Origin of the sequence: Desulfosporosinus acididurans, from assembly GCF_001029285.1 — a bacterium.
Taxonomy (GTDB): Bacteria; Bacillota; Desulfitobacteriia; order Desulfitobacteriales; family Desulfitobacteriaceae; genus Desulfosporosinus; species Desulfosporosinus acididurans.
This window is the reverse complement of record NZ_LDZY01000001.1, coordinates 127494-150812: the sequence shown is the minus strand read 5'-3', so window position 1 is coordinate 150812 and position 23319 is coordinate 127494. Positions and strand designations below refer to the sequence as shown.

The following is a 23319-nucleotide window of genomic DNA, read 5'->3' as shown; positions in this document are numbered from 1 at the left end:
CATGCGTCTAGATCATCAAATCGAAGGAATGAAAGAAGACATAATCTCAGCGATTCAGGATTGTATTCAAATTAAGAGCGTAAAGGATGTAGCTCATGCGGCCCCAGGATCTCCCTTTGGACCTGGAATTCAAGCAGCCTTGGATTGGACTTTGAAATTGGGAAAGAAACTTGGCTTTGAGGTTAAAAATGTTGATGGATATGCGGGTCATATTGAAATGGGTAGTGGAGATCTCTTAGGAATTTTGGGGCATTTAGACGTTGTACCGGAAGGGGATGGTTGGTCGGTTCCACCTTACAGTGCAGCTATTGTTGATGGAAAAATCTACGGTCGTGGTGCGCTGGATGATAAAGGTCCGACTTTAGCAGCTTTATTTGCTATGAAAGCCATTAAAGATGCTAATATCCCCTTGAATAAGCGAGTTCGTTTAATTTTAGGTACGGATGAGGAATCAGGTTGGGCAGATATGGATTACTATTTAAAAAAAGAAGAGGTTCCCTATCTCGGTTTTGCACCGGACGCTGAATTCCCTCTAATTCACGCCGAAAAAGGAATACTTCATCTGGAATTGAAAAAAGCATTTGAGGCTTCTTTACCGCATCTTGTCAGTATCCGTGGGGGGGAACGAGCAAATGTTGTTCCCGACCTTTGTGAGGTTACTTTGCGTGGGCTTGATCAAGAGTTGATAGCTCGGTCCTTAAGGTCCTTCGTTTTCCCTGAGGGAGTAGGGGCAGAAATCAAGACTCCAAAGGAAACTTCGGAAGTTATTATTAGTTTTAAAGGGATAGGGGCCCATGGAAGTCTTCCGCAGAAAGGAAAGAATGCAGTTCTCTTTGCCTTAAAGTATTTACAGAAGTTGCCTTTAACTTCTGAGGAGCAAAAAATTCTTGAGTTTATCTTAATGTATCCGGGAAAAGGCTTCTTCGGAGAAGGATTTGGTATTGCCCTCAAGGATGAACCCTCTGGTCAATTGTCTCTTAACCTAGGAATATTCGAATTGTCTTCGGATCACTTACGCTTTGTTCTTGATATTCGCTATCCAGTAACCTATAAGCAAGAAGATGTTTTGCAGCCGATTGAAAAAATTATTCGGGATGAGGGATTTAGTATAGAAGTTCTTAACCACCAAAAAGCTCATCATGTTCCCAAGGATAGCGAACTGGTGAAATCACTGCTGAAAGCTTATGCAGATGTAACTGGCCTTGAACCTTACGCTTTTGCTATTGGCGGAGGAACGTATGCTAAAGCGCTCCCTCAGGGCGTGGCTTTTGGCCCTGTTTTTCCAGGTGAACCTGAAGTGATACATTGTGCTGATGAATATATTTCTATCAATAACGTGCTGTTAACGACAAAAGTTTATGCCCAGGCAATCCTAAATATTGCAAGTGATTCTGAGCATCGCTAAGAATAAGCAAAAGCGGATTAAAAATGGTGGGCATAGAATAAAAAAACTAATTTCACAAAAAAAGCTTGACTATCATTAGAAACATGAGTATACTAATTATTGTTGTTATTGCGCCACTAGCTCAGCTGGTAGAGCATCCGACTCTTAATCGGCAGGTCCGCGGTTCGATCCCGCGGTGGCGCACCAATTGAATTACAAGAGTAAATGGAGCAGGTGTTTCAGGTATTACTGAGACACCTGCTTTTTCTTTGCAATGAATTATCATATTGTTAAAGTGTGCCCTGAGGATTGTTTCTTCATGGGCATCTTTTTTAGTTCACTCGATCGGTTCCTTCCAATCCGTGCTGATTACACATTTGAAATCCCATAGGTTTAAAAACAAGCGTTTGTTTTTTTGGACGTTTGTTTTTTTATCGCCGAATAATTGTGCCGTATAATCATTTCGTTTTCCAAGAAAAAGGCAGGAGGATAGCTGTATAAATATAGTTTTATGGAGATACATGGATAGAAACTGTTGCTATTCATATAAGATAGAGGTATAATGGGAACATAGGTTCGAACGAATACCAAATAAATGTACTAGTGTTTTGTGTTACGGTGTAATGTATTGCAGGTCTCTTTTAGTTTCTTAATATCTTAAATTAATACATAGACGCATCCTAATCCAAAAGGAATTTGGTTATCTTGAAAAATGACAAGGTTCTTAATAGTGTAGTCGCTGTATTTCCTTCCTTGATCAGCGAAGACCAGTTATTGAGGCGGAGGTGTAATAATGCCCAAAGTTACAGTCGTTTGTTATATTGCTTCTTTATTGTTCTATGGATTTGGCTATTCTAAAAACTTGATGTTTAATGCAGGACAAATTTATACCTATGATGATAGTTTCAATTTATATCTTGCGACGATTTATTATGTTTTAACGATCTTTTCAGCAGTTATAGGATCTCTCGTCTTTTATCTCAGTACTTTAAGAGTGGAAGCTCCATTTAAAGCCCAGGAGACAATGGGGCTGGGACACAGCTATAACTATAAAAGAGGAGAGAGGGTGGGTGAAGAGCGAGCAAGATCCAAAATAAAAGCCCAATCTGTACAATATAACCATGGTGTGGATTGGGAAAGAAGGATATCTTCTTAACAAGAACAATCTAATTCTTATTTAATACATAGGTGATGTTTCTTCTAAGTTAAGCCAGACAGGTTAAGTTGGGCTTAACTTTTTTTAATTTTTAAAATTTATAATTGTCAAAATTATTTTGGGAAAAAGAAGGAAATATATTAAAAATGTTGAATGTTAAAAGTATACTGACTTTTTAAACAATGCCTACATATTATGTAATACTAATAGGGGGGCTTTTAATGACTAAAATGCTAAAGATTATTGGGTTAACTGGAAGCCTGCGAGAAAAGTCCTATAATTTAGCAGCCTTACATGCAGCAGCTGAGCTGCTTCCCGCATGGGCCACTTTGGAAATAGTGGATTTATCTCCAATCCCGTTTTTTAATGAAGACCTTGAAGCGGAAGGCGTACCTCAGGCAGTATTGGATTTTAAAAGAAAAGTTGTTGAGGCAGATGCGATTCTAATATCAACTCCTGAGTACAATTATTCCATTCCCCCGGTTCTAAAAAATGCTTTGGATTGGGCTTCCAGAGGAAATGATCTGCCATTAAGCAATAAACCATTGGCAATTATGAGCGCTTCTCTAGATATGTTAGGGGGAGCGCGTGTCCAGTATCATCTTCGGCAAGTTTGTTTTAAGCTTCACTCGCAAACAGTAAGAACTCCTAAAGTTTTAATAACGAATGCAGCAAAGAAATTTGATCAGGATGGAAAGTTGGTTGATAATTTAACGAAAAGATCAATCTCGAAGCTTCTGCAAGTATTGCTTGAAAAAGCACAAGCGAATACTCAATTGAGTCAATCAGCGACTATTTGCTAATGAGATAATTATGAATTGACAATACACCTATTTGTGGCGCAACTAAAGGCGCCACAAAAGGGCGCCTTTAGTCATACGCAGAATTTTAGGGGATCATATAGTCTCAAGTTATCATCTAATACCTGTATCCGCATCCTTTGGCCATTGTCATAAAATCTTCTTGAGGACAATCGACCTTGACCGTGAAGTGAGACAGTTTCTGAAAATGAGTATCAGTGTGTTCGCGGCTATCAATCTGCCATTGTATCCCTTGCCTTTTTGCGAAGGTCAGAATTCTTGCCAAATATTCTAAACTTACATTGACAAGACCGAGTGGAGTTATATTCTCGTCCTTTGGGGTAAAGATCTTGTTAATGACTTGAATGTCCATTCCTTTTGGAATTTCTCCACAAGCTTCAATGTGTTTAGCAATTAAATTATTGTAGATTAATTTATAATCTGCGGTCTCATGATCTTGAAGTTCTTTTATACCACTATCTTGGCCTGTTGAGGTAAATCTTTGAATTGTCCCTTCACACGCTTTCATGGGCAGCCTCCTTAAAATTAGATCTACTCAAGTGCTTAAAAATAGTGCATAAATTGTTACAACTTAAAGATATAATTTGCTTGTACTAATTCTGCTACTGTTCATGGCTGTTTAATATAAATTTAATTTTAACCTGTTATTTAATTGAATTTGAATTCGAATAGGTCTCGGAAAGTTTAACTAATCATCTTAGCGATAAGCTCTGCTGGATCAACAACTCGTACGGTTTGCTTATCAGCATCGACTTTATCTTTGATACCGTCTTCCAACATCGTAATACAGAAGGGGCAGTTGGCACCGATGACTTCCGCATTCTTCTCAAGGGCTTGTTCAACTCTTAAGTTATTAACTCGTTGGTGATTTTCTTCTTCCAGCCACATACGGCCACCGCCGGCTCCGCAGCAGAAGCTCTTATTATGGTTACGATCCATCTCGACGATCTCTACCCCCGGAACCATGCGGAAGAGAGAACGAGGAGCATCAAACTCTTGTTGGTAGCGGCCTAAATAGCAGGAATCATGGTAAACGATCTTTTGCGGTTCGACTGCGCCGTTTTTGTTCAGTACTAATTTCCCATCCTTAATTAATTGGTTGAGGAATTGAGTATGGTGAATGACCTCATAATTACCGCCAAACTCCGGATACTCATTCTTTAACGTATTTAGGCAGTGGGGGCAAGCTGTGATGATTTTCTTAACGTTATAGTTATTTAGGATCTCTACATTTTCTGCAGCAGCTGTTTGGAACAGGTATTCATTACCGGATCGACGAACAAAGTCGCCGCAGCATTTTTCTTCTGTTCCCAAGATCGCGAAATTAACTCCGGCAGCTTTCAGAATCTTAGCAATAGCAACAGTAACTTTTTGAGCACGACTGTCGAATGAACCGGCACATCCAACCCAGAAGAGATAGTCAACATTTTCTTTTTCGCTAATCAGGGGGATGTCTAAGTCAGAGGCCCAATTAGCACGTTCAGTATAGCCGACGCCCCAAGGATTGGCATTATTTTCGACATTACGAAAAGCGGTTTGTAATTCCTGCGGAAAATTACTATCCATCATAACTAAGGATTGACGTAAATTAATGATCTTATTAACATGTTCATTGGCAACAGGGCATTGGACTTGGCAGGACATGCAAGTAGTACAAGCCCAGATTTCCTCTTCGGTCACAATGTCACCGATCAGTGACTTTTGTAGAATTTCTGCAGCCTGCGGGTCCTTTTCGGCGATCTCAGCCAAAGCTTCGGCATTTTCGTCGCCAGTGGAGGTCAATCCGTTAGCCCTCAGAATTGCACCTTTTTCCATAAGATGTTCTTTTAACTGGTGACTTAACAAATGTTTTGGATTAAGAGGTTTACCGGAAATATTGGCAGGGCAGTTGGCCATACAGCGACCGCATTCACCGCAGGCAAAACAATCCAATAGTTGTTTCCAAGTAAAGCTTTCTATTCTGGCAACGCCTAACTCAGTCAGTTCTTCATCTTCAAGATCAATCTTCTCAATCTGAGCACCAAGGGGCTTTAAGGATGAAAAATAAACATTAGGATGAACTGCTAATAGGTGCATATGCTTGGAATTCGGAATATAAACGAGAAAACTAAAGACGACAACCATATGAATCCACCAAAATGATGTTTGAATACCGACCAATGTATCAGGACTAAGGCCTTTAAAGAGGTAGGCGAAGGTATGATACATAATAGCAAGAGCGTACGCGCTTTTGGGCTCAAGAGCAACTTTAGCGCCGCTGGAAATCCATTCAGTCACTATGACTCCGATAACTAGTAAAACAATAATTGCTGCTTCTTTAGAACGATAGAGTTGAGCTGGCTTAAAGATCCAGCGTCTAATAGAACTAATGATTAAGCCGATGGTCACTAACAAAGTTAAGATATCTTTAAGCATATAAAAATATGGGTTTGTACCTAGAAGGGGAAAAGAATAGGCAGGGAAAATTCCTTCAAATATTAATGGTAATTCGCCTAAACAAATAAAAATAAATCCCCAGAAAATGAAAAAATGAATAAATCCATAAGATTCACTGATCATTTTACTCTGACCTAAGACTAAGGATACAAAATTCATAAAACGTTTTTGGGGGTTCTCGAATCTTTCTTCCTTTACTTTAGCCCCTAATGATAAAATATTAATCTTTTTCTTTAGGGCAGTACTAAAAGCTGCGACTGCAACGGCAGCCATGATTAAGAAAACTATTAGCCAACTTAAACGCATTTAACTCCCTCCACTTCAAATATACTCTCAGCATTGCCGAGGATTAGGAAACTACAACACTTAGAATTTTCGTAGCCCGATGACCAGGATCTGGATTTGGTGTCAAACTTCTTCTATGCTCCTGTGCTATCCACTCCTTTAAAATAATAATAGTTAGAAAAGTCTATCAAGTGAAATAATTCACTTTTATTGTGAATTTTTACACTTAAATCGTGTGAAATACCTCAAAAACGTTTAGAAATTATTCAGTAATTCATTTAAGAAATTACTAATAATACACCCGCGTTTTTCTTATAGTCAAAGACTATCATTGAGGTCGTATTATGTCAACATGCTGAATATTAATTTAACATATGGATGTTATATGTCGAATTGTACTATTACATACAATTAAATAAAGGATTTACAGTCCGAAAAACAGATATTTTTCTTGAAGAATGAAGTTAAAGAGTTTAGAGGTGGTTATTGCTTTAAATTCAGTAAATATAATTCTTTTAATCCATAACAAATACCTATATCACTATTAAGATTGGGCTTGCATCATAATTAAGTTATATTGGCAGTTTTATCTAGTTTTTAAGGCCCTCACTTCTTGTAAGATGGATATAGGGGTCAGGACTATAAGTGGGAGTGGGTCCTTCGTTAACTGATTTCATGCCTGATAAATTGGAGATTGAAAGTTCTCAGTCAATAAAGTTACCATTTTAATAGATCGTTCATAATTTATGGTAGGAGAGGAGTAAGATTATGAGCGACAATTATTCGACGGTTCCTTTAGATCAAATTACTCAAAAAACAATTGCGACCACCTTTGATAAACCCTTAGCAATGTCGAATGCTTGTGATCCGTTGGTAAGTGCTGTAAATTCATCCAAAGAACCCTTGAATTTTGGAATCTCTATTTTTTCTCCGGTTAGTTCCTTGCCGGGAACTTCTTCTCTCTTTTTCCTTCAACCATTATTAACTGGAAAAGTATTTGCATCACTTGGTATTTTAATTGCTGCTCAGCTTTTTCTGTTTTTAGCTAATCGTTTATTTGGACTGGAATTAAGCACAATTAAACCTGGCACGGTTATCTCTCCAGAACAAACTGTTCGTATGTCGACCAGTGATTTACAAGATTTTCTGGCATCTGTGACTAGCAGTTCTATTCAGTCTTCAGTGGGTCAACCCTTAAATAATCAACCGATGAACTTACCAAGGGATGTATCTTCCGGGACTTTAGAAACGCCTGAAGCCCCAGTTATTTTCGCTTTGACAGTTTGGGGGGATTTTGTAGCCAATCCTTATGGCCCTACTGTTTTTCTGATATTGCCGATCGTTACCTTTCCAGGATTGCGCGGAGCGTTACCGATGCTAATTTTAGAATTATTAGGAACAATTTTTGTTCGAGCTGTAGTGCCTCCCCAAACTACAGGAGCCAAACCTTTGCAAGAATCCTCTTCCAGTAAGCCACCTCTTCTGCAATTTACCCCGGAGGGTTTGGTGAACTTATTAAACCGTTTCAGTAAACATTTTTAGTTTTGTATTTAGAACCATTTGAAGTATAATGTATTAGTTGCAGGGTTTATCTTTTCTTTTGGAAAGGGTTTATCTATAATAATAAGTAGATTCATAATCATGTAGGATTTACAAACGGATTTTTATCCAGTTTTTATGCCCCCTACTTCTATAGTGGGGGTGGGTCCCTTCCTATGGTGAAGGCGGCTCGGCAATAATGTCCACTGGACATTATTGTATCTGAAGCCCCGATGTTCAGCTTTAGCGTAAGCGAGTTCACTCCTTATCGCGTGAAATGTGAACCACTCCCACAAGAAGTGGGAACCTTACGATTGGATAAAGTGAACCTTCCATGATTTTATTAACGGAGCGAAGAGGTATGAATGTAGCTTTTTTTCTTATACCTAAAAAGGATATAGTCTATTTGAAAGAAAATGCGACAATGCGCCAAGCATTGGAAAGGATGGAATATCATAGTTATTCGGCGGTCCCTCTCATTGATAATGATGGAAAATATGTCGGAACCATTACTGAAGGAGATTTGCTTTGGAAGCTTAAAAATACTCCTGGTTTAACCTTTCATAATACGGAAGACATTCATTTAAGTGAAGTGGAGCAACATGTTCAAAATTTGCCTGTCACTATCGATGCCCAAATTGAGGATTTGATATCTCGAGCTGTCGTACAAAATTTCGTTCCTGTTGTTGATGACCAACAAACCTTTATCGGAATCGTGCGGCGACGCGAGATGATTGAATATTGTTCGAAATTATTGCTACAACGGAAAGTGGAGTGACTGGTTAACAGCTGGTATTTAAAATGTGTTCATCGGCATATCTGAGAAAGGCCACGGCTATCGTGGCTTTTTATTTCACTTGGAATTATTTTTTCGTTTGCTTCTTCAGGCCTTGGGTTTAGAATGAAGAACCGAAAATTTAGTGAAAAATTATAGAACAAAAACAAAAAAGAAAAGTGTTTGTAATCCGAAAGACAGATTTTTCAATTACAAATTGAGATGCTAAACTTAGTATATAAACTAATCTTGGAAAAGAGTTTAGTATCTCAATAACGTAAAATCATAAGGAGGTTTTGGCAAACGGGGAGTCTTACGATTGGATAAGATAAAGAAATATCATTAAACTACTTTAAAATCTGGAGATTAGACATATAATAGTAAGGCAATTTTAGAGGGAGAGGGGGCTGGAAAATGCCGACGCGTCAAAAATTCGATCAAGATCTAGAAGATTTGCGCCTTAATATCCTTGATCTAGGTAAGATGGTGGATGAACGAATTGGCTTAGCAATAAAGTCTTTAATTAATCAAGACTTAGATTTAGCTAACACTATAATAACCGGCGATTCCGCAGTTAATGATCTCCAAGCGATTATTGAAGAAAACTGCATCCGCTTGATTGCGACTCAACAGCCGTTTGCCCGCGATTTGCGTAAGGTTGTGGCAGGTTTAAAAATTTCTATGTATCTTGAAAGAATGGGCGATTTGTCTGTTGATTTGGCAAAGTTAACCCACAGAATAGGTCAAGAATCATTGATCAAGCCGTTAATAGATATTCCTCGAATGAGTGATACGGTTAAAGAAATGCTTGAACTTGGCCTTAAAGCCTATGTCCAAGAAGACTGTGACGCTGCAGCTTCTATGGCAATAATGGATGACGATGTGGATAAAATATATTCTCGAGTTTTTGAAGAGTTAAAAGTTATTATGATGACTAAACCGCATCAGGTACAGCAAGCTAATTATCTTCTTTTTGCCTGTAGGTTTTTAGAACGACTGGGGGATTATTGTACAAACGTCTCAGAGGAAATTGTCTATCTTTGCTCCGGAAAACGCGTAAATTTGAATGATTAACATCAGAGAACAGAACAAGGGAGCACAAATACGCACAAATTGAGCAACTTGAAGAAAATTTTAGGATGGAGATTTATCTCCATCCATTTTATTTAGAAGAAAGTATAACCTTCAGTTGCATACTTTCTTCTAGCATGAATGCCGCTTAACTGCCGCTTTCGCCAGAGCCTGCAAGATGGGGGAATCTTACGAAGATATCGCAAAAATTTTTAAATATGATGCGGGATTGTGATTAAAACCACATCAGTAAACACCTTGATTTGTTAAACTATCTGTATATCGGGTTTAGATAAACTTTAAGACTTACTTATCTTGGGAGGAAAATCTCATGGAACAGAATGTGCAGCAGAATGGGTTTCAGGTTGAACATTGCCGGTCAAATTGTCCTAAATCTGCTTGTAATTGGCAAAATCTTTATGAAACAATGGTTAACAAACTGAATGACTTAAATCTTCTCCAAGTGCTTTCTCAAAAAATAAATCCTATTCATTATCATCACTTTCCGAAAATTAGTATAGCTGGCTGCCCCAATGGGTGTTCCCAACCGGATATAAAGGATTTTGGCATATCCGGGTATGTCGTTCCCCAAATTACTCAAAGGCAGTGTGCGGAGTGTAATGCTTGTGTCGATGCGTGTTTAGAGAAGGCACTACAAAGGAATAGTCAAGAAATTATTATCGATTGGTCAAGCTGCATTTCATGCGGAGATTGTTTAAGAGTTTGTCCGACTGGTACCCTGTCCGCTGGTGAACAAGGATGGACAATACGTTATGGCGGGCGGGTTGGGCGTCACCCGCGATTTTCCAAATTGGCCGGTCGAGTCAAAAATGATGACGAGGCAGTGTCTTGGATTTCAGAAGCATTGCAGCAATATATTACTCAGGGTCAGCAGCAAGAACGATTGACCCATTTCTTGGAATTTGTTGATCTTACTCTGAAGAAGAATGAGAACGTGCAGAGCGGTCATGTATCCAATGGCTTAATTTCTGAGGATCAGAAACCGTAATGCTCTTTTTATCAATTTCTATTAAATTCGAATCTTTTAATTCGCTTAAAATACGACTGACGGATTCCCTGGCTAAGCTGCACATTCCGGCGAGTTCCGTGGCAGATAAAGGAATTGTAATTAATACCCCCTTGGGAGTCTGCTGACCATGAACATGGGCCAGGGCATAGAGTTTGGCACCTAAACGTAAGCGAGCATCGCCGATAGATAAATTTCTGATTTGTCTGTAGGAACGACGTAAATCCAATGCTAACATTTTGTAAAAATCCCAAAGAGCAGCGGGGTTCTTTTCAATGAATTGTATTAAAGTATCACGATTCAAAGCTAAAACTTCTGTTTCTTCCATCGAGAGTGCGGCATGAGGATATGGCCTTCCGTCTAAAACGATTTCAGGGAAGAAAACTGGGGGGCTTAAGACACGAATGATTTTTTCATTGAACTCTCCCATTAAATATAACCTGATTCTTCCGGATAAAAGAAGATATAGAGTATTTCCTTCGTCAGCGGCAAAATAAAGATATTGTTTTGGACCATAAATCCGCGTACGCCCATGGGTTAGGCAAAAATCGACAAAGTTGCCAGGCATGGCAGCAAAGGGTGTATTTGTTAATAATTCTTTTATTTGTGTTTCGTTTAACACGTCTTACCTCCCCTAGAATTAATCTAAAATAGTAGTTTCATTATAGCCTAAAAAGAAGTATAATTTAAAATCGAATTCCTATGCAAGTCAACTTTTTAATACTCGTAAGTGAAATTTTTGATGTCAGGATAAGACTTGGTTTTTTGGAAAAACTATAAAGGGCCATAATTTTTAATTAAAAGGGAGGATGGATATGGGTACGCACAAAAAAGTTTCACGGCCGAAATCTCCTGTTACCAAATCTGATCCCCATTATACCGAATATGATACTCAAAAAGAACGAAATATTCAAAGATCAATACCCAATAACGGTTAACAAGAATGAGGAGTGTGTGAATGCCACTCCTCATTCTTCTTTTAGGGGATTAAGTTCGGATCTACAGGTTTGATCATTAAAGATGTTGGAGAAATCAAGCTCCTTCTGAGTTAGGCTTCAAATCATGGCGGAAGGATTTCCTTTGCTCTTTGTCGAATAAAATTGATAATACAGAAATCTCAGGGGGGTTCTCAACGATGCTGGAGGAACTGTCTGGCACAATTCCAATAGAAAAGATACTCGATAATACGAATAATGCTATAATTGCAATTAATTTAGAAGGACAAATAATATATGCTAATAGGGCTGTCTATAATATTTTGCAAACCCCGGATCGAGACCTTGTTGGGCAATCGATTACTACGTATTTCCCTGGAACAGGACTATTGAGAGTATTTGAGAAGGGAATCGCTGAGCTGGGTCAGCAGCTGACCATGAATAATAAGGTTCTATTAAGCAATCGCACTCCTATTTATATTCATGGTGAATTGGTAGGCGCTGTTGCAGTTTTTCAAGATATCACAGTCCTCCAAAATCTAATTGACAACATGGTAATTGAACATGAAAAAACGAAACAACTTCAGCGGACTCTTGAAGTCGTTCTGGATACAGCTTACGATGGTTTAATTGTTGTGAATGAAAAGGGAATCGTAACCATGACAAATCAAGCGTTTACCAATTTCTTTAATAAATCTCCTGAGGAAATGATTGGAAAGCATATTCAGGACATTTATGAAAATCCAAAATTTACGGAGGTATTGGTAACGGGGCAACCTGTTCATGGATATATTCATGATTTAAACGGTCATGAAATTATTGCCAGCAGGATTCCTATCAATCAAGAAGGAAAGATAGTAGGTGCTTTGGGGAAAGTTGTATTTAAAGATGTCAATGAACTTTATGCTTTAACTAAAAAAGTAAATTCTTTACGCTCGGAACTTGATTACTATAAGAAAACTATTTTAGAAAAGAACTTTTCTGCCTTGGAACTTTTAAAGGGGAAAAACCCCCGCATGGTTTCCTTAGTACAGATAGCACTCAGAGTTGCAAAATCAGAGTCAACCGTACTTTTAAGGGGCGAAAGCGGCACAGGAAAAGAATTGTTTGCCCAATTGCTTCATATGGAAAGCCTAAACAAAGAGGGCCCTTTTATAAAGGTAAATTGTGCGGCTGTGCCAGGGAACCTTCTTGAATCGGAATTATTCGGCTATGAAGAAGGTGCTTTTACGGGTGCTCGCAAAGGAGGCAAAATTGGAAAATTTGAACTAGCTGATGGCGGTACCCTGTTCTTGGATGAGATCGGAGATATGGAAATGGCTATGCAGGTAAAATTGCTGCGTGTTCTTCAAGAACGTGAAATCGAACGTCTAGGCAGCAATAAGCCTCGAAAAATACATGTTAGGCTAGTAGCAGCGACGAATCGCGATCTGGAAACAATGATCCGTGAGAAACAGTTTCGTGAAGATTTATATTATCGTTTAAATGTGGTGACGTTGACTATTCCTCCCCTTAGAGATAGAATCGAAGATTTAGATGCTCTTATTGATACATTTATAAAGAAGTTTAATTTGCAGTTTGCTCAGTCCGTTACAGGTATTTCTGAAGAAACAAAAAATGTCTTCATAAATTATCGCTGGCCTGGGAATGTTCGAGAACTTGAGAACATTATTGAGAGGGCCTTTAATATGCTTGATGGTTCGGAAATTCAATTAAAACATTTACCAAATTATTTGCAGATCTTAGCAGGCAATGAAACTCGCCATTTTTCGGGTGGATCACTGGAGAGCATTTTAGATGCGGTTGAAAAAGAAGCCTTAATTTATGCTTTAGATGCTGCGAACGGGAATAAAGTACAAGCTGCAAAAAATTTAGGACTATCGCGAGCAGGCTTGTACAAAAAATTAATTAAACATAATCTTCATAAATAATTAGAATCGACAAAATATTTTCTCCATTAATGTCTTATTTTAGATTTAAAGATCAGAAAATCAAAACATATATGTAAACAGATGTAGACATGTCTACTAAAATAAACATGTTAATTATTTCGCAATAAATCGCAAAAGCATTATAACGTCTTAAGTATGTGTCAACAAAAGTATACAGTTAAAATTTCGGGTTACGATTATTATCTTATTGCTAACAATTGGAAGGCTTGTCACCATTGAGGTTTAAGATTCTGAATCTATTGAATAGTAAAATGGCACAGAAATTGCAATAAGATTCATACGATTCGGGAATCACCCATTTCTGCGGGAACGTAAAAATTTTAATAGAAAAAAGGAGGAGCATGTGTGAAAACTATCATGGTTATTGGGGCAGGACAAATGGGTGGCGGGATCGCCCAAGTTGCAGCTCAAGCAGGTTATTCAGTTATTCTAAATGACATTAAGGAAGAATTCGTAAATCGCGGTCTTGGAATCATAGAGAAAAACTTAAAACGATCTGTTGAAAAAGGTAAGCTAATGGCAGATGAAAAAGATGGGATTTTGAGCCGAATCACAAAATCAACATCTTTACAAGATGCAGTTTCAGCAGATTTGGTTATTGAAGCTGCAGTAGAAAATATGGCCATTAAGGTACAAATATTTTCTCAGCTTGATGTTATTTGCCCTGAACATACGATTCTTGCGACAAATACATCATCTCTCCCAATCACTGAAGTCGCTGCCTGCACCAAGCGTCCAGAGAAAGTGATAGGGATGCACTTCATGAATCCTGTTCCGGTAATGAAACTTGTCGAGGTTATTCGTGGTTTAGCAACTAGTAATGAGGTTTATAGTACTATCGAAGACCTTAGTATAAAAATGGGTAAAACGCCGGTAGAGGTCAATGACGCTCCAGGATTTGTTGCTAACCGTATTTTAATTCCCATGCTCAATGAAGCTATTTTTACACTTAATGAAGGGATTGCAACGGTTGAAGCCATTGATAACGTTATGAAGCTAGGAATGAACCACCCTATGGGTCCTTTGGCATTAGCTGATTTGATCGGTTTGGATACTGTCTTGTCAATCATGGAAGTTCTTCATGAAGGACTTGGAGATAAATACCGTCCATGCCCATTACTCCGCAAATATGTCAAAGCAGGTTGGCTGGGACGCAAGACTGGCCGAGGCTTCTATCAATATGAGTCGTGATCATAGGGCCGTCTAACGGGCTAATACAAGTCTTGAGGGATATCTGCTCTTTATGAGTAAGACTATTTTTCGATTTGTAACAACGAGGAGGTCAAAGCGTGGAGTACACAAATCTATTACTTCAACATCAAGGTAATATTGCCGTTCTAACGATCAATCGACCAAAAGCTTTAAATGCCTTAAACAGCGACACCTTGTCGGAACTGTCCGCCGCGCTTGATGAACTGGGGAGAGATTCCAGTGTCAAGGCAGTCATTGTCACAGGCAGCGGTGAAAAGGCATTTATCGCCGGAGCGGATATTTCGCAAATGAAAGACTTTTCTCCTTTAGAAGGCCGCCGTTTTGCTCAGTTGGGTCATGCAACGTTTCGCAAACTTGAACTTTTGCCTCAACCGGTAATTGCCGCCGTTAATGGTTTTGCCTTGGGCGGAGGATGCGAATTATCGATGGCCTGCGACATCCGGATTGCCAGCGAAAATGCTAAATTTGGGCAGCCGGAAGTGACTTTAGGACTGACTGCCGGATTCGGAGGTACACAACGATTGCCGCGTCTGGTGGGTACAGGACTTGCTAGTGAATTATTATTTACGGGCGATATTATTGATGCTCAGGAAGCTTACCGAATAGGACTCGTCAATAAAGTTTATCCTTTAGAGTCTCTTATGGAAGAAGCGCTGAAACTTGCCCAACGGATTGCCGGACGAGCTCCTGTGGCCGTTCAGTTAACAAAGAGCGCCATTCAAAGAGGAATTAATTTAGATTTAGACAGTGCCCAAGCTTATGAAGCAGAAGTTTTCGGTTTAACCATGAGTACTTCGGACCGAACAGAGGGTTGTACAGCATTTGTGGAAAAAAGAAAACCAAACTTTGAAGGACGTTAAAAATCAAAAAATTTGGAGGTTGAATATTATGAATTTCGATTTAACTGAAGACCACGTTATGATGCGTAAAATGGTTCGTGACTTTGCGGAGAAAGAATGTGCTCCGGGGGCTGAACATCGTGATGAGACTGAAGAATTTTCCGTAGAAATTTGGAAAAAAGCAGGGGAGCTTGGCCTGGCCGGTATCACTTTCCCTGAAGAGTACGGCGGTGTAGGTGCTGACTATATTTCCTATGCTATTGCTGTTGAGGAACTTTCCCGGGTTGATGCCTCAGTAGGTGTTACGATTTCTGCCCACTCCAGTCTTTGTGCCAACCCCATTTATAAATTTGGTACAGAAGCCCAAAAGAAAAAATATCTTGTACCATTGGCTACAGGTGAAAAACTTGGTGCCTTTGGTTTAACTGAACCCATGGCTGGTTCCGATGCTTCGGGAACAAGAACGACAGCAGTTCGTCAAGGTGACGAGTACATCATAAATGGCAGCAAGATCTTTATTACCAATGGCTATTATGCCGATACTTATGTTGTCACTGCTCAAATGGATAAGAGCAAAGGAAATCGCGGAATTGCTGCTTTCATTCTTGAAAAGGGAATGCCGGGTTTCTCTTTTGGCAAAAAAGAGAAGAAGATGGGAATCCGTTCTTCCGCAACCTATGAGCTAGTGTTTGAAGATGTTCATGTACCTGCTGAAAATCTCTTGGGTGAAGAAGGCCAAGGATTTAAAATTGCGATGCAAACCCTTGATTTCGGACGAATCGGAATTGCTTCCCAAGCTTTAGGAATTGCTCAAGGAGCTTATGAACAATGCATGAAGTATGTTAAAGAACGTGTACAATTCGGCAAACCTATTTCAGAATTCCAAAACACCCAATTTAAACTTGCTGATATGGCAACCCAAATTGAAGCTGCTCGCTTGCTCGTTTACAAAGCATGCAAAATGGCTGATGCCCATGTATCGGTTTCCAAGTTATCAGCAATGGCTAAAATGTTTGCTTCTGAAACTGCAATGGCTGTAACTACCATGGGTGTTCAACTCCACGGTGGATATGGTTATACACGCGAGTATCCTGCTGAGCGTATGATGCGCGATGCCAAAATTACGGAAATTTATGAAGGAACGAATGAGATTCAACGTGTAGTTATCAGCAGCCATATCCTTAAAGGATAATACACTAGTCCTTCAATATTCGAATATTGTTGTAGGAGATGACTAAATGAAAGACGTTGTTATCGTTAGCGCAGTCCGTACACCAGTGGGTTCTTTTAGCGGGGCTTTAGGACAAATTCCTGCCGCCGAACTTGGGGCAATCGTTATTAAAGAGGCCATCAAGAGGGCTGGAATCACCCCTGATCAAGTTGACGAAGTTATTTTAGGCAACGTTCTGCAAGGCGGATTAGGACAAAATCCTGCTCGCCAAGCCGCAATGAATGCCGGAATTCCCCAAGAAGTTCCTTCATGGACTCTTAATAAAGTTTGTGGTTCGGGTATAAAATCTGTCGTTTGTGCAGCCCAAGCAATTATTGCCGGAGACGCAGATATAGTTATTGCTGGCGGAATGGAGAGCATGTCACTGGCCCCCTATGTTCTTCCAAAAGCACGAACAGGTTATCGAATGGGAAATGCAAATGTCGTAGATCTTATGATTAATGATGGTTTAACTGATGCATTTCATAATATTCACATGGGAATTACGGCAGAAAATATTGCTGAGCAGTTTGGTATTTCACGTGAAGAACAGGATCGTTATGCTGTATCGAGTCAAAACCGAGCGGAAGAGGCAATCAAAGCCGGGAAGTTTAATGAAGAGATAGTACCTGTAAGTATTCCTCAGCGTAAGGGAGACCCGGTTGTATTTTCCCAGGATGAATTCCCTCGCTTCGGAGCAACTTATGAGTCTGTAGCTAAATTGCGCGGTGCCTTTAAAAAGGAAGGGACTGTAACCGCTGCAAACGCATCAGGCATCAATGATGGTGCAGCAGCAGTTGTTGTTATGTCCAAGGAGAAGGCCTCAGAACTGGGATTAACACCCATAGCAACCATTAAATCTTGGGGTTCGGCCGGGGTAGACCCGCGCATAATGGGCACAGGTCCGATTCCTGCGACTCGGAAAGCCTTAGAAAAGTGCGGCTTGAAGATAGAGGATATTGACCTTGTTGAGGCCAATGAGGCTTTTGCATCTCAAACTTTAGAGGTAGCAAAAGAATTAAACCTCAATATGGATAAAACCAATGTCAATGGTGGAGCCATAGCCTTGGGGCATCCTGTGGGAGCTTCGGGGACAAGAATTTTAGTGACCTTACTTCATGAGATGAAACGCAGAAATTCAAAACGCGGTTTAGCGACCCTTTGTATCGGCGGCGGTCAAGGGATTGCTTTAATTGTAGAACGTTAGGAGTAAATTATATTAGGAATTTAACGCCAGAGGTTACCACAACTTAATCAAATTACATGAAACGGCTTGTTAACAACTTACCATTGTTACAAGCCGTTTTTATTTCCTTATTTGATTGAAAAACTTGTAAACTATAGTTTGCAAGTTTTTATTGTGTTTAGGGAACCCTAAATATACAAATAAAAAAATGTTTAAATAAACATATATTTAAGCAGGAATTTGTTTGTTCGCACAGAATTAATGTTAATATGTTAAAGTAGTACTCTACTAACTATGAACATTGGAGCATTAAGAGGAGGTAAAAACAAATGAGTTTAAGAGTAGCTATTAATGGGTTTGGTCGGATTGGCAGATTAACACTTCGCGCTGCACTCAAACAACAATCACTGCCTTTTGAGGTAGTCGCTATCAATGACTTGGGAAGCCCGGCTTTATTAGCCCATTTATTCAAGTATGACTCTAACCACGGGATTATTCCTAATTCAGTTGACCTTGATGGAAATACTATGATTATTGATGGAAAACGCATTGAAATTTTAGCTGAAAGAAATCCTTTAGATTTGCCATGGGCGAAGCTCGGTGTTGATATTGTCATTGAATCAACAGGACGTTTTACAAAACGTGATGCCGCAGCTCAACACCTTACTGCAGGGGCTAAAAAAGTCGTCATCTCTGCGCCGGCAAAAAATGAAGACATAACAATTGTTTTAGGTGTCAATGAGGAGAAATACGATCCTAAAAATCATCATATTATCTCTAATGCATCATGCACCACTAACTGTCTTGCCCCGGTAGCCAAAGTATTACTCAACGCTTTTGGAATCGAGCAAGGAATGATGACAACTACTCATTCAGTAACAAATGATCAAAGAATTTTAGATTTAGAACATTCCGATTGGCGTAGATCGAGAGCAGCCTATCAATCCATGATTCCGACAACAACAGGGGCAGCTAAAGCGGTAACCCTTGTTCTTCCTGAATTGGAAGGTAAAATGAATGGACTTGCTGTTCGAGTACCAACCCCAAATGTTTCTTTAGTAGATTTTGTCGCTAATTTAAGCAGGCCGACAACGAAAGAAGATGTCAATGCAGCTTTGCGCCAAGCCGCAAATAATGAGTTGAAGGGTATACTTGACTACACAGATCTTCCTCTCGTCTCCCGTGATTTTAATGGAAACCCGGCAAGCTCGATTGTTGATGGCTTATCGACAATGATGATGGGGGATCGAATGGTCAAAGTGTTATCTTGGTACGACAATGAGTGGGGCTATTCTAATCGTGTTGTCGATTTGGTAAAATTAATTGTTGCGAAAGGTTTGTAATCAGGAGGAATTAATAATGAGAAGGACTAAAATTGTCTGCACGATAGGCCCGGCAAGTGAATCTAGAGAAAATGTTCAAGCTCTTCTAGCTGCGGGAATGGATGTTGCACGACTAAATTTCTCCCATGGAACCCATGAGGAACATGGACGACGAATTGCGGTTTTAAAAGAAGAAGCAGCAAAAATCGGCAAGCATTTAGGAATTCTTCTCGACACAAAAGGCCCGGAAATTCGTACCGGAATGGTTCCTAATGAGGGAATTAGATTAGAAAATGGTATGAGCTTTACCCTCGATACGGATCTCAGCCTTGGGAATCAAGAACGGGTAGGTATTACTCACAAAACGTTGTGGCAAAGTGTTAATCCTGGGACCCATGTATTAATTGATGACGGTCAACTCGATCTAGAAGTAAGCACTGTAGAACAAGGAATAATTCGGACCGTCGTCCGTAACGGTGGGATTCTAAAATCGCAAAAAGGCGTTAATGTCCCTGGTATTCATGTCGATTTGCCGGCAGTAACAGAAAAAGATATTGATGACATTCGCTTTGGTGTTTCGCAAGGAATTGATTTCATCGCGGCATCGTTCACTCAAAAGGCTGTGGATATTTTAGATGTACGCAGAATTGTCGAAGATATGGGTGCTGAAGTTCATATTATTGCCAAAATTGAAAGCCAAGAAGGCATTGCTAACTTGGATTCAATCCTAGAAGTCGCAGATGGATTAATGGTAGCCAGGGGAGACTTAGGGGTTGAAATCCCCGTCGAGGAAGTTCCTATTAATCAAAAAGAAATGATCTCTAAATGTAACTTCATGGGGAAACCGGTAATAGTGGCAACCCAAATGCTGGACTCAATGATTCGGCAGCCTCGGCCAACGCGTGCAGAGGCAAGTGATGTTGCCAATGCTATTTGGGACGGAACTGATGCCATTATGTTATCGGGTGAAACAGCTGCAGGTCAGTTTCCAATCCAAGCTGTTCAAATGATGGATAAGATTGCACGCCGAACAGAAAGGACATTTTTGGAAAGTCAAGCTAATCGCCATCCGCAGTTAAATGTTGCTGAAGCGATTAGTTATGCAACATATAATATTGCCAAGGATCTTGATGCGGCAGCTATTCTAACTCCAACCCATTCTGGTTTGACGGCAAAAATGATTTCTAAATATCGTCCTAAAGCTTTGATAGTTGCGGCTGCACCACTTGCTACTACCGCAAGAAAGCTGTCACTCCAATGGGGAGTTCAACCTATTGTCGTTCCTGAAAGTTCGGGTACTGACGAAATGCTGTCTGTAGCTGTGAATAGTGCCTTAACCATGAATTATATTTCTTCGGGAGATGTAGTTGTTATTACTGCGGGCGTACCAATCGGTAAAGTTGGTTCGACCAATATGATTAAAGTCCAAATTATTGGAAATATTCTCTCCAAAGGAACTGGTATTGGACGTAAGTCGTTCTCCGGTTTAGCGCAAAAAATCAAGAATCCTGAACAGGATAATTTCAATCTGGGAGACGTTTTAATTGCCGAAAGTACTGATGCCAGCTTTGTACCTCTTATTGCTCGTGCAGGTGCACTTGTAGTAGGAGAAGGAGGATTGACTTCTCATGCGGCAATTGCTGCTTTGCAGTATGGAATACCCGCAATTGTTGGTGCAAGGGAGGCCTTTACAAAAGTAACCAATGGGCAGTTGGTAACCGTTGATGCACTTACAGGTATCTTATATGAAGGTTCGATGAGCATTCTTTAAAAACGTTAACAACAGAAAGGAGGGAGATCGTGAGTTCTGAAAGGCAGGATGAAATTCAATGGTTACTCCAAGAGCATGGCAATTTAACTGTCACTGAATTGGCCAAACGGTTTAATGTTTCGGAAATGACAATTCGACGAGACTTGAAGAACTTAGCCGCTCTAGGTCTGATTCAGCGCGAACATGGACGAGCGATCTATCCTCCAGTTCTACCAACGGAAATTTTGATGATGAGTATGGGAGAAGCAGAGCGTGAGAAGTCTAGGATCGGACATTTAGCTGCAACTCTTATCACCGAAGGCGATTCGGTTATCTTGGATGCAGGAACTACAACGCTTGGTGTAGCTCAAGCTCTAACGACTAAATGTACCGTGATTACCAATTCAATACCCATTGCAGGTGTTTTGGGAAACCGAAATGAGATTACCGTTTTACTAACTGGAGGAGAAGTTCAGGGTAAAAACTTTGCTCTTGTTGGACCACTTACACGATCTGTTCTGAAAGGCTTTAATGCCGATAAACTATTTTTAGGAGCAACCGGAGTTGCTATTGAACGTGGTTTATCAACTGCTAATATGCTTGAATCGGAAGTTAAACAAGAAATGCTTAAAGTTGCTAAAGAGGTCATCCTTGTTGCGCATAGTGCCAAGATTGGCCAAATCTATTTTCATACTTTTGCGCGCTGGGACAGTATCCAAACGTTAGTAACTGATTCCGGTCTAGAGGAAGAAATTCGGGATAAATTGAATTCTATGGGAGTTAAGGTTCTTCTTGCCTAAGTTGCAAAATCCAACACTAAAAATTCCGCACAACATTAAGTTTGTGCGGAATTTTAAATGCAATTTTTTCCCCAAAAATAATTAATAAGACCCCCACTTTTAGAAGTGGGGGTGGGTCCTTTGTGAACTTGCATTAGCCGAACGAGTTCACTTGGGAAGATTTAAAGAGTCTTTCTCGTTAATGTGTCGCTTAAAACTTGATAAGTCGTGAGCAAAATTACCTGTATTGGTCATTTGGTCATCGATAGTATCCTTATCCATCGTACTTTGTGAACGAGAATTTAATACGTCAATCATTCCCGCGTTTTGTAATTCAGTGGCAATTTCGAAGAGGGAGTCTCGTTTTTCTAATGGTAATTGATTGACAAAACGATTTATTTTTACAGGGGGAACGAGATTGCGGATTTTAACGCCTCCAAATTTCAGAATTCGTTCCGGCAAAAGGATCCTCCTCCTTTTTAAAACGTTTGAACACTATTAGTATCTGCCGAATGACTTTAAAAATACGTTCATAAAGGTTTATTATTCTTCATCTTTGAATCTTTGCCTGCTTCTATTTCTAAAAAGGTATTTTTAGTTTTTCGTCGAACAAACTAATCTGGAGAAATTAAAAAACATGCTGTGTTCCTATAATGAACAAACAGCACGTTGACCATTGGATGGAGGAAAAATCATAGTGTTAGTAACTGATGGCATTCATTTAATCGATGGAGTTAAGGGTGCCCACGTTTACGTCGTGACAGGTTTACATACTTTTTTAGTTGATTCAGGTATGCCGGGACAAGAAGATCGCATACTTAAGTATTTAAATTCTATTGGGCTTGATCCAACGGCTGCGGAAGGAATAATTCTCACGCATTATGATATCGATCACGTCGGAAGTGCAGTCATACTGCAAAAAACTATGAAATGTCCGCTGTATGCCCATTCCCTTGAGATACCTTTTATTAACGGACAATTGAAACGTCATGGAATAAAACGTTGGTTACCCTTGTTAACTCGTCCTATTTACGGAAAATTAACTATTCCGGAAAACATTTGCTCCCTCAAGGACCAAAAGCTATTTGGAGAATGGGAAATAATACCAACTCCTGGACATACTCCGGGACATATCGTTCTCTATCGGAACGGTGTTGCAATTGTCGGGGACCTTTTTCAAGGAGGAGAACTTCGTTTGGCGCCGAAGTTTTTTACATGGGATAAAGAAAAATTAATAGAATCGGCCCGAACAATAACAAGTCGTCCCTTGCGCTGGATTCTCCCTGGACATGGACCGGCGACTCCTGCGTCGAGTCATTGGCTGGATAACCTTCAAAGAACGTTGAAGTGAACTCGTTCAGCTAAAGCTGAACATCGGGGTCTCGGTGACGAAAGTGTCCTGTGGACGCTTTCGCCGAAAGCGCCTAGCCCACTATTGGAGGGTTTCGTTATCGACAAACTTGACTCTGCTTAATGTCTCTTTAACTTGACCGCGGATAAACGACAAATATTCTTGCCGAAGGACTTCCTGTTCCGCTTTTTCCCAATCTTCAAGACCTTCGGACCTTTGTTTCTTGGAAAGTTCATTAATTCGTTGAATTAGGATATTAATTGGAGTGCTCAAAAATAGTTCCCCTTCC

General features: G+C 39.8%; 22 protein-coding genes and 1 tRNA gene. 18 read left to right on the top strand and 5 right to left on the bottom strand.

The window, feature by feature from the left end; all coding sequences use genetic code 11:
- The first annotated feature begins 1 nt into the window (after nucleotide 1).
- From pepV to DEAC_RS00680, 4 genes are all read left to right on the top strand, one after another.
- Nucleotides 2–1405 carry a dipeptidase PepV gene (gene pepV / locus DEAC_RS00695; RefSeq protein WP_047808114.1) on the top strand — a complete coding sequence of 468 codons (1404 nt, stop codon included), beginning with the start codon at nucleotides 2–4 and terminating at the stop codon, nucleotides 1403–1405.
- Nucleotides 1406–1515: 110 nt separating this feature from the next.
- Nucleotides 1516–1591 (top strand) — tRNA-Lys (locus DEAC_RS00690).
- A 586-nt stretch (nucleotides 1592–2177) separates the two neighbouring features.
- Nucleotides 2178–2540 carry a hypothetical protein gene (locus DEAC_RS22025; RefSeq protein WP_053006236.1) on the top strand — a complete coding sequence of 121 codons (363 nt, stop codon included), beginning with the start codon at nucleotides 2178–2180 and terminating at the stop codon, nucleotides 2538–2540.
- A 221-nt stretch (nucleotides 2541–2761) separates the two neighbouring features.
- The gene (locus DEAC_RS00680; RefSeq protein WP_047808113.1) at nucleotides 2762–3343 is read left to right on the top strand and encodes an NADPH-dependent FMN reductase; all 582 of its coding nucleotides are present in this window, start codon (nucleotides 2762–2764) and stop codon (nucleotides 3341–3343) included.
- Nucleotides 3344–3458: 115 nt separating this feature from the next.
- Here the strand turns inward: DEAC_RS00680 and DEAC_RS00675 are convergent, their stop codons facing one another.
- The gene (locus DEAC_RS00675) at nucleotides 3459–3869 is read right to left on the bottom strand and encodes a hypothetical protein (RefSeq protein ID WP_047808112.1); all 411 of its coding nucleotides are present in this window, start codon (nucleotides 3867–3869) and stop codon (nucleotides 3459–3461) included.
- 176 nt (nucleotides 3870–4045) lie between these two features.
- Entirely contained in the window at nucleotides 4046–6103 is a 2058-nt protein-coding gene (locus DEAC_RS00670) for a (Fe-S)-binding protein (protein WP_047808111.1), read from the bottom strand.
- Nucleotides 6104–6850: 747 nt separating this feature from the next.
- Here DEAC_RS00670 and DEAC_RS00665 point away from each other — a divergent pair.
- From DEAC_RS00665 to DEAC_RS22515, 4 genes are all read left to right on the top strand, one after another.
- Complete coding sequence (locus DEAC_RS00665; RefSeq protein WP_242847042.1) at nucleotides 6851–7624, top strand: hypothetical protein; 774 nt, start codon at nucleotides 6851–6853, stop codon at nucleotides 7622–7624.
- 358 nt (nucleotides 7625–7982) lie between these two features.
- Nucleotides 7983–8399, top strand: a complete 417-nt coding sequence (locus tag DEAC_RS00660) for a CBS domain-containing protein (RefSeq protein WP_047808356.1) — start codon at nucleotides 7983–7985, stop codon at nucleotides 8397–8399.
- Nucleotides 8400–8810: 411 nt separating this feature from the next.
- A complete protein-coding gene (phoU, locus tag DEAC_RS00655) occupies nucleotides 8811–9470 on the top strand; it encodes a phosphate signaling complex protein PhoU (RefSeq protein ID WP_047808110.1) in 660 nt (219 codons plus the stop codon).
- A gap of 328 nt (nucleotides 9471–9798) precedes the next feature.
- On the top strand, nucleotides 9799–10476 hold the full coding sequence (locus tag DEAC_RS22515) for a 4Fe-4S dicluster domain-containing protein (protein WP_242847041.1): 678 nt from the start codon (nucleotides 9799–9801) through the stop codon (nucleotides 10474–10476).
- Here the strand turns inward: DEAC_RS22515 and DEAC_RS00650 are convergent.
- Nucleotides 10400–11116 carry a Crp/Fnr family transcriptional regulator gene (locus DEAC_RS00650; protein ID WP_242847040.1) on the bottom strand — a complete coding sequence of 239 codons (717 nt, stop codon included), beginning with the start codon at nucleotides 11114–11116 and terminating at the stop codon, nucleotides 10400–10402. The genes DEAC_RS22515 and DEAC_RS00650 overlap by 77 nt on opposite strands.
- 193 nt (nucleotides 11117–11309) lie before the next feature.
- Between DEAC_RS00650 and DEAC_RS24455 the strand changes: the two genes are divergently transcribed.
- The 9 genes from DEAC_RS24455 (at nucleotide 11310) to DEAC_RS00610 (ending at nucleotide 21700) form a co-directional block, all read left to right on the top strand.
- The gene (locus DEAC_RS24455; protein WP_282433363.1) at nucleotides 11310–11432 is read left to right on the top strand and encodes a hypothetical protein; all 123 of its coding nucleotides are present in this window, start codon (nucleotides 11310–11312) and stop codon (nucleotides 11430–11432) included.
- Between the two features lie 197 nt (nucleotides 11433–11629).
- Nucleotides 11630–13360, top strand: coding sequence for a sigma-54 interaction domain-containing protein (locus DEAC_RS00645; protein ID WP_047808109.1), 1731 nt, complete (start codon nucleotides 11630–11632; stop codon nucleotides 13358–13360).
- A gap of 366 nt (nucleotides 13361–13726) precedes the next feature.
- Nucleotides 13727–14572 carry a 3-hydroxybutyryl-CoA dehydrogenase gene (locus DEAC_RS00640; protein ID WP_047808108.1) on the top strand — a complete coding sequence of 282 codons (846 nt, stop codon included), beginning with the start codon at nucleotides 13727–13729 and terminating at the stop codon, nucleotides 14570–14572.
- A 98-nt stretch (nucleotides 14573–14670) separates the two neighbouring features.
- Nucleotides 14671–15453 carry a short-chain-enoyl-CoA hydratase gene (locus DEAC_RS00635; protein WP_047808107.1) on the top strand — a complete coding sequence of 261 codons (783 nt, stop codon included), beginning with the start codon at nucleotides 14671–14673 and terminating at the stop codon, nucleotides 15451–15453.
- 28 nt (nucleotides 15454–15481) lie between these two features.
- Complete coding sequence (locus DEAC_RS00630) at nucleotides 15482–16624, top strand: acyl-CoA dehydrogenase (RefSeq protein ID WP_047808106.1); 1143 nt, start codon at nucleotides 15482–15484, stop codon at nucleotides 16622–16624.
- 46 nt (nucleotides 16625–16670) lie between these two features.
- Nucleotides 16671–17849 carry an acetyl-CoA C-acetyltransferase gene (locus DEAC_RS00625; protein ID WP_047808105.1) on the top strand — a complete coding sequence of 393 codons (1179 nt, stop codon included), beginning with the start codon at nucleotides 16671–16673 and terminating at the stop codon, nucleotides 17847–17849.
- 308 nt (nucleotides 17850–18157) lie between these two features.
- The gene (gene gap / locus DEAC_RS00620) at nucleotides 18158–19171 is read left to right on the top strand and encodes a type I glyceraldehyde-3-phosphate dehydrogenase (RefSeq protein ID WP_047808104.1); all 1014 of its coding nucleotides are present in this window, start codon (nucleotides 18158–18160) and stop codon (nucleotides 19169–19171) included.
- 16 nt (nucleotides 19172–19187) lie between these two features.
- Nucleotides 19188–20921: a pyruvate kinase gene (pyk, locus tag DEAC_RS00615; protein ID WP_047808103.1), complete on the top strand. Its 1734-nt coding sequence runs from the start codon at nucleotides 19188–19190 to the stop codon at nucleotides 20919–20921.
- Nucleotides 20922–20950: 29 nt separating this feature from the next.
- Nucleotides 20951–21700 (top strand): DeoR/GlpR family DNA-binding transcription regulator, encoded by a 750-nt coding sequence (locus tag DEAC_RS00610; protein WP_047808102.1) that lies wholly within the window; start codon nucleotides 20951–20953, stop codon nucleotides 21698–21700.
- A 147-nt stretch (nucleotides 21701–21847) separates the two neighbouring features.
- Here DEAC_RS00610 and DEAC_RS00605 read toward each other — a convergent pair whose 3' ends face one another.
- Nucleotides 21848–22141 (bottom strand): hypothetical protein, encoded by a 294-nt coding sequence (locus DEAC_RS00605; RefSeq protein ID WP_047808101.1) that lies wholly within the window; start codon nucleotides 22139–22141, stop codon nucleotides 21848–21850.
- 235 nt (nucleotides 22142–22376) lie between these two features.
- On the opposite strand from DEAC_RS00605, the gene DEAC_RS00600 reads away from it, so the two are divergent.
- Nucleotides 22377–23030: an MBL fold metallo-hydrolase gene (locus tag DEAC_RS00600; protein WP_047808100.1), complete on the top strand. Its 654-nt coding sequence runs from the start codon at nucleotides 22377–22379 to the stop codon at nucleotides 23028–23030.
- An 81-nt stretch (nucleotides 23031–23111) separates the two neighbouring features.
- On the opposite strand, the gene DEAC_RS00595 is transcribed toward DEAC_RS00600, so the two are convergent.
- Entirely contained in the window at nucleotides 23112–23303 is a 192-nt protein-coding gene (locus tag DEAC_RS00595; RefSeq protein WP_242847039.1) for a DUF896 domain-containing protein, read from the bottom strand.
- Nucleotides 23304–23319: the final 16 nt, after the last annotated feature.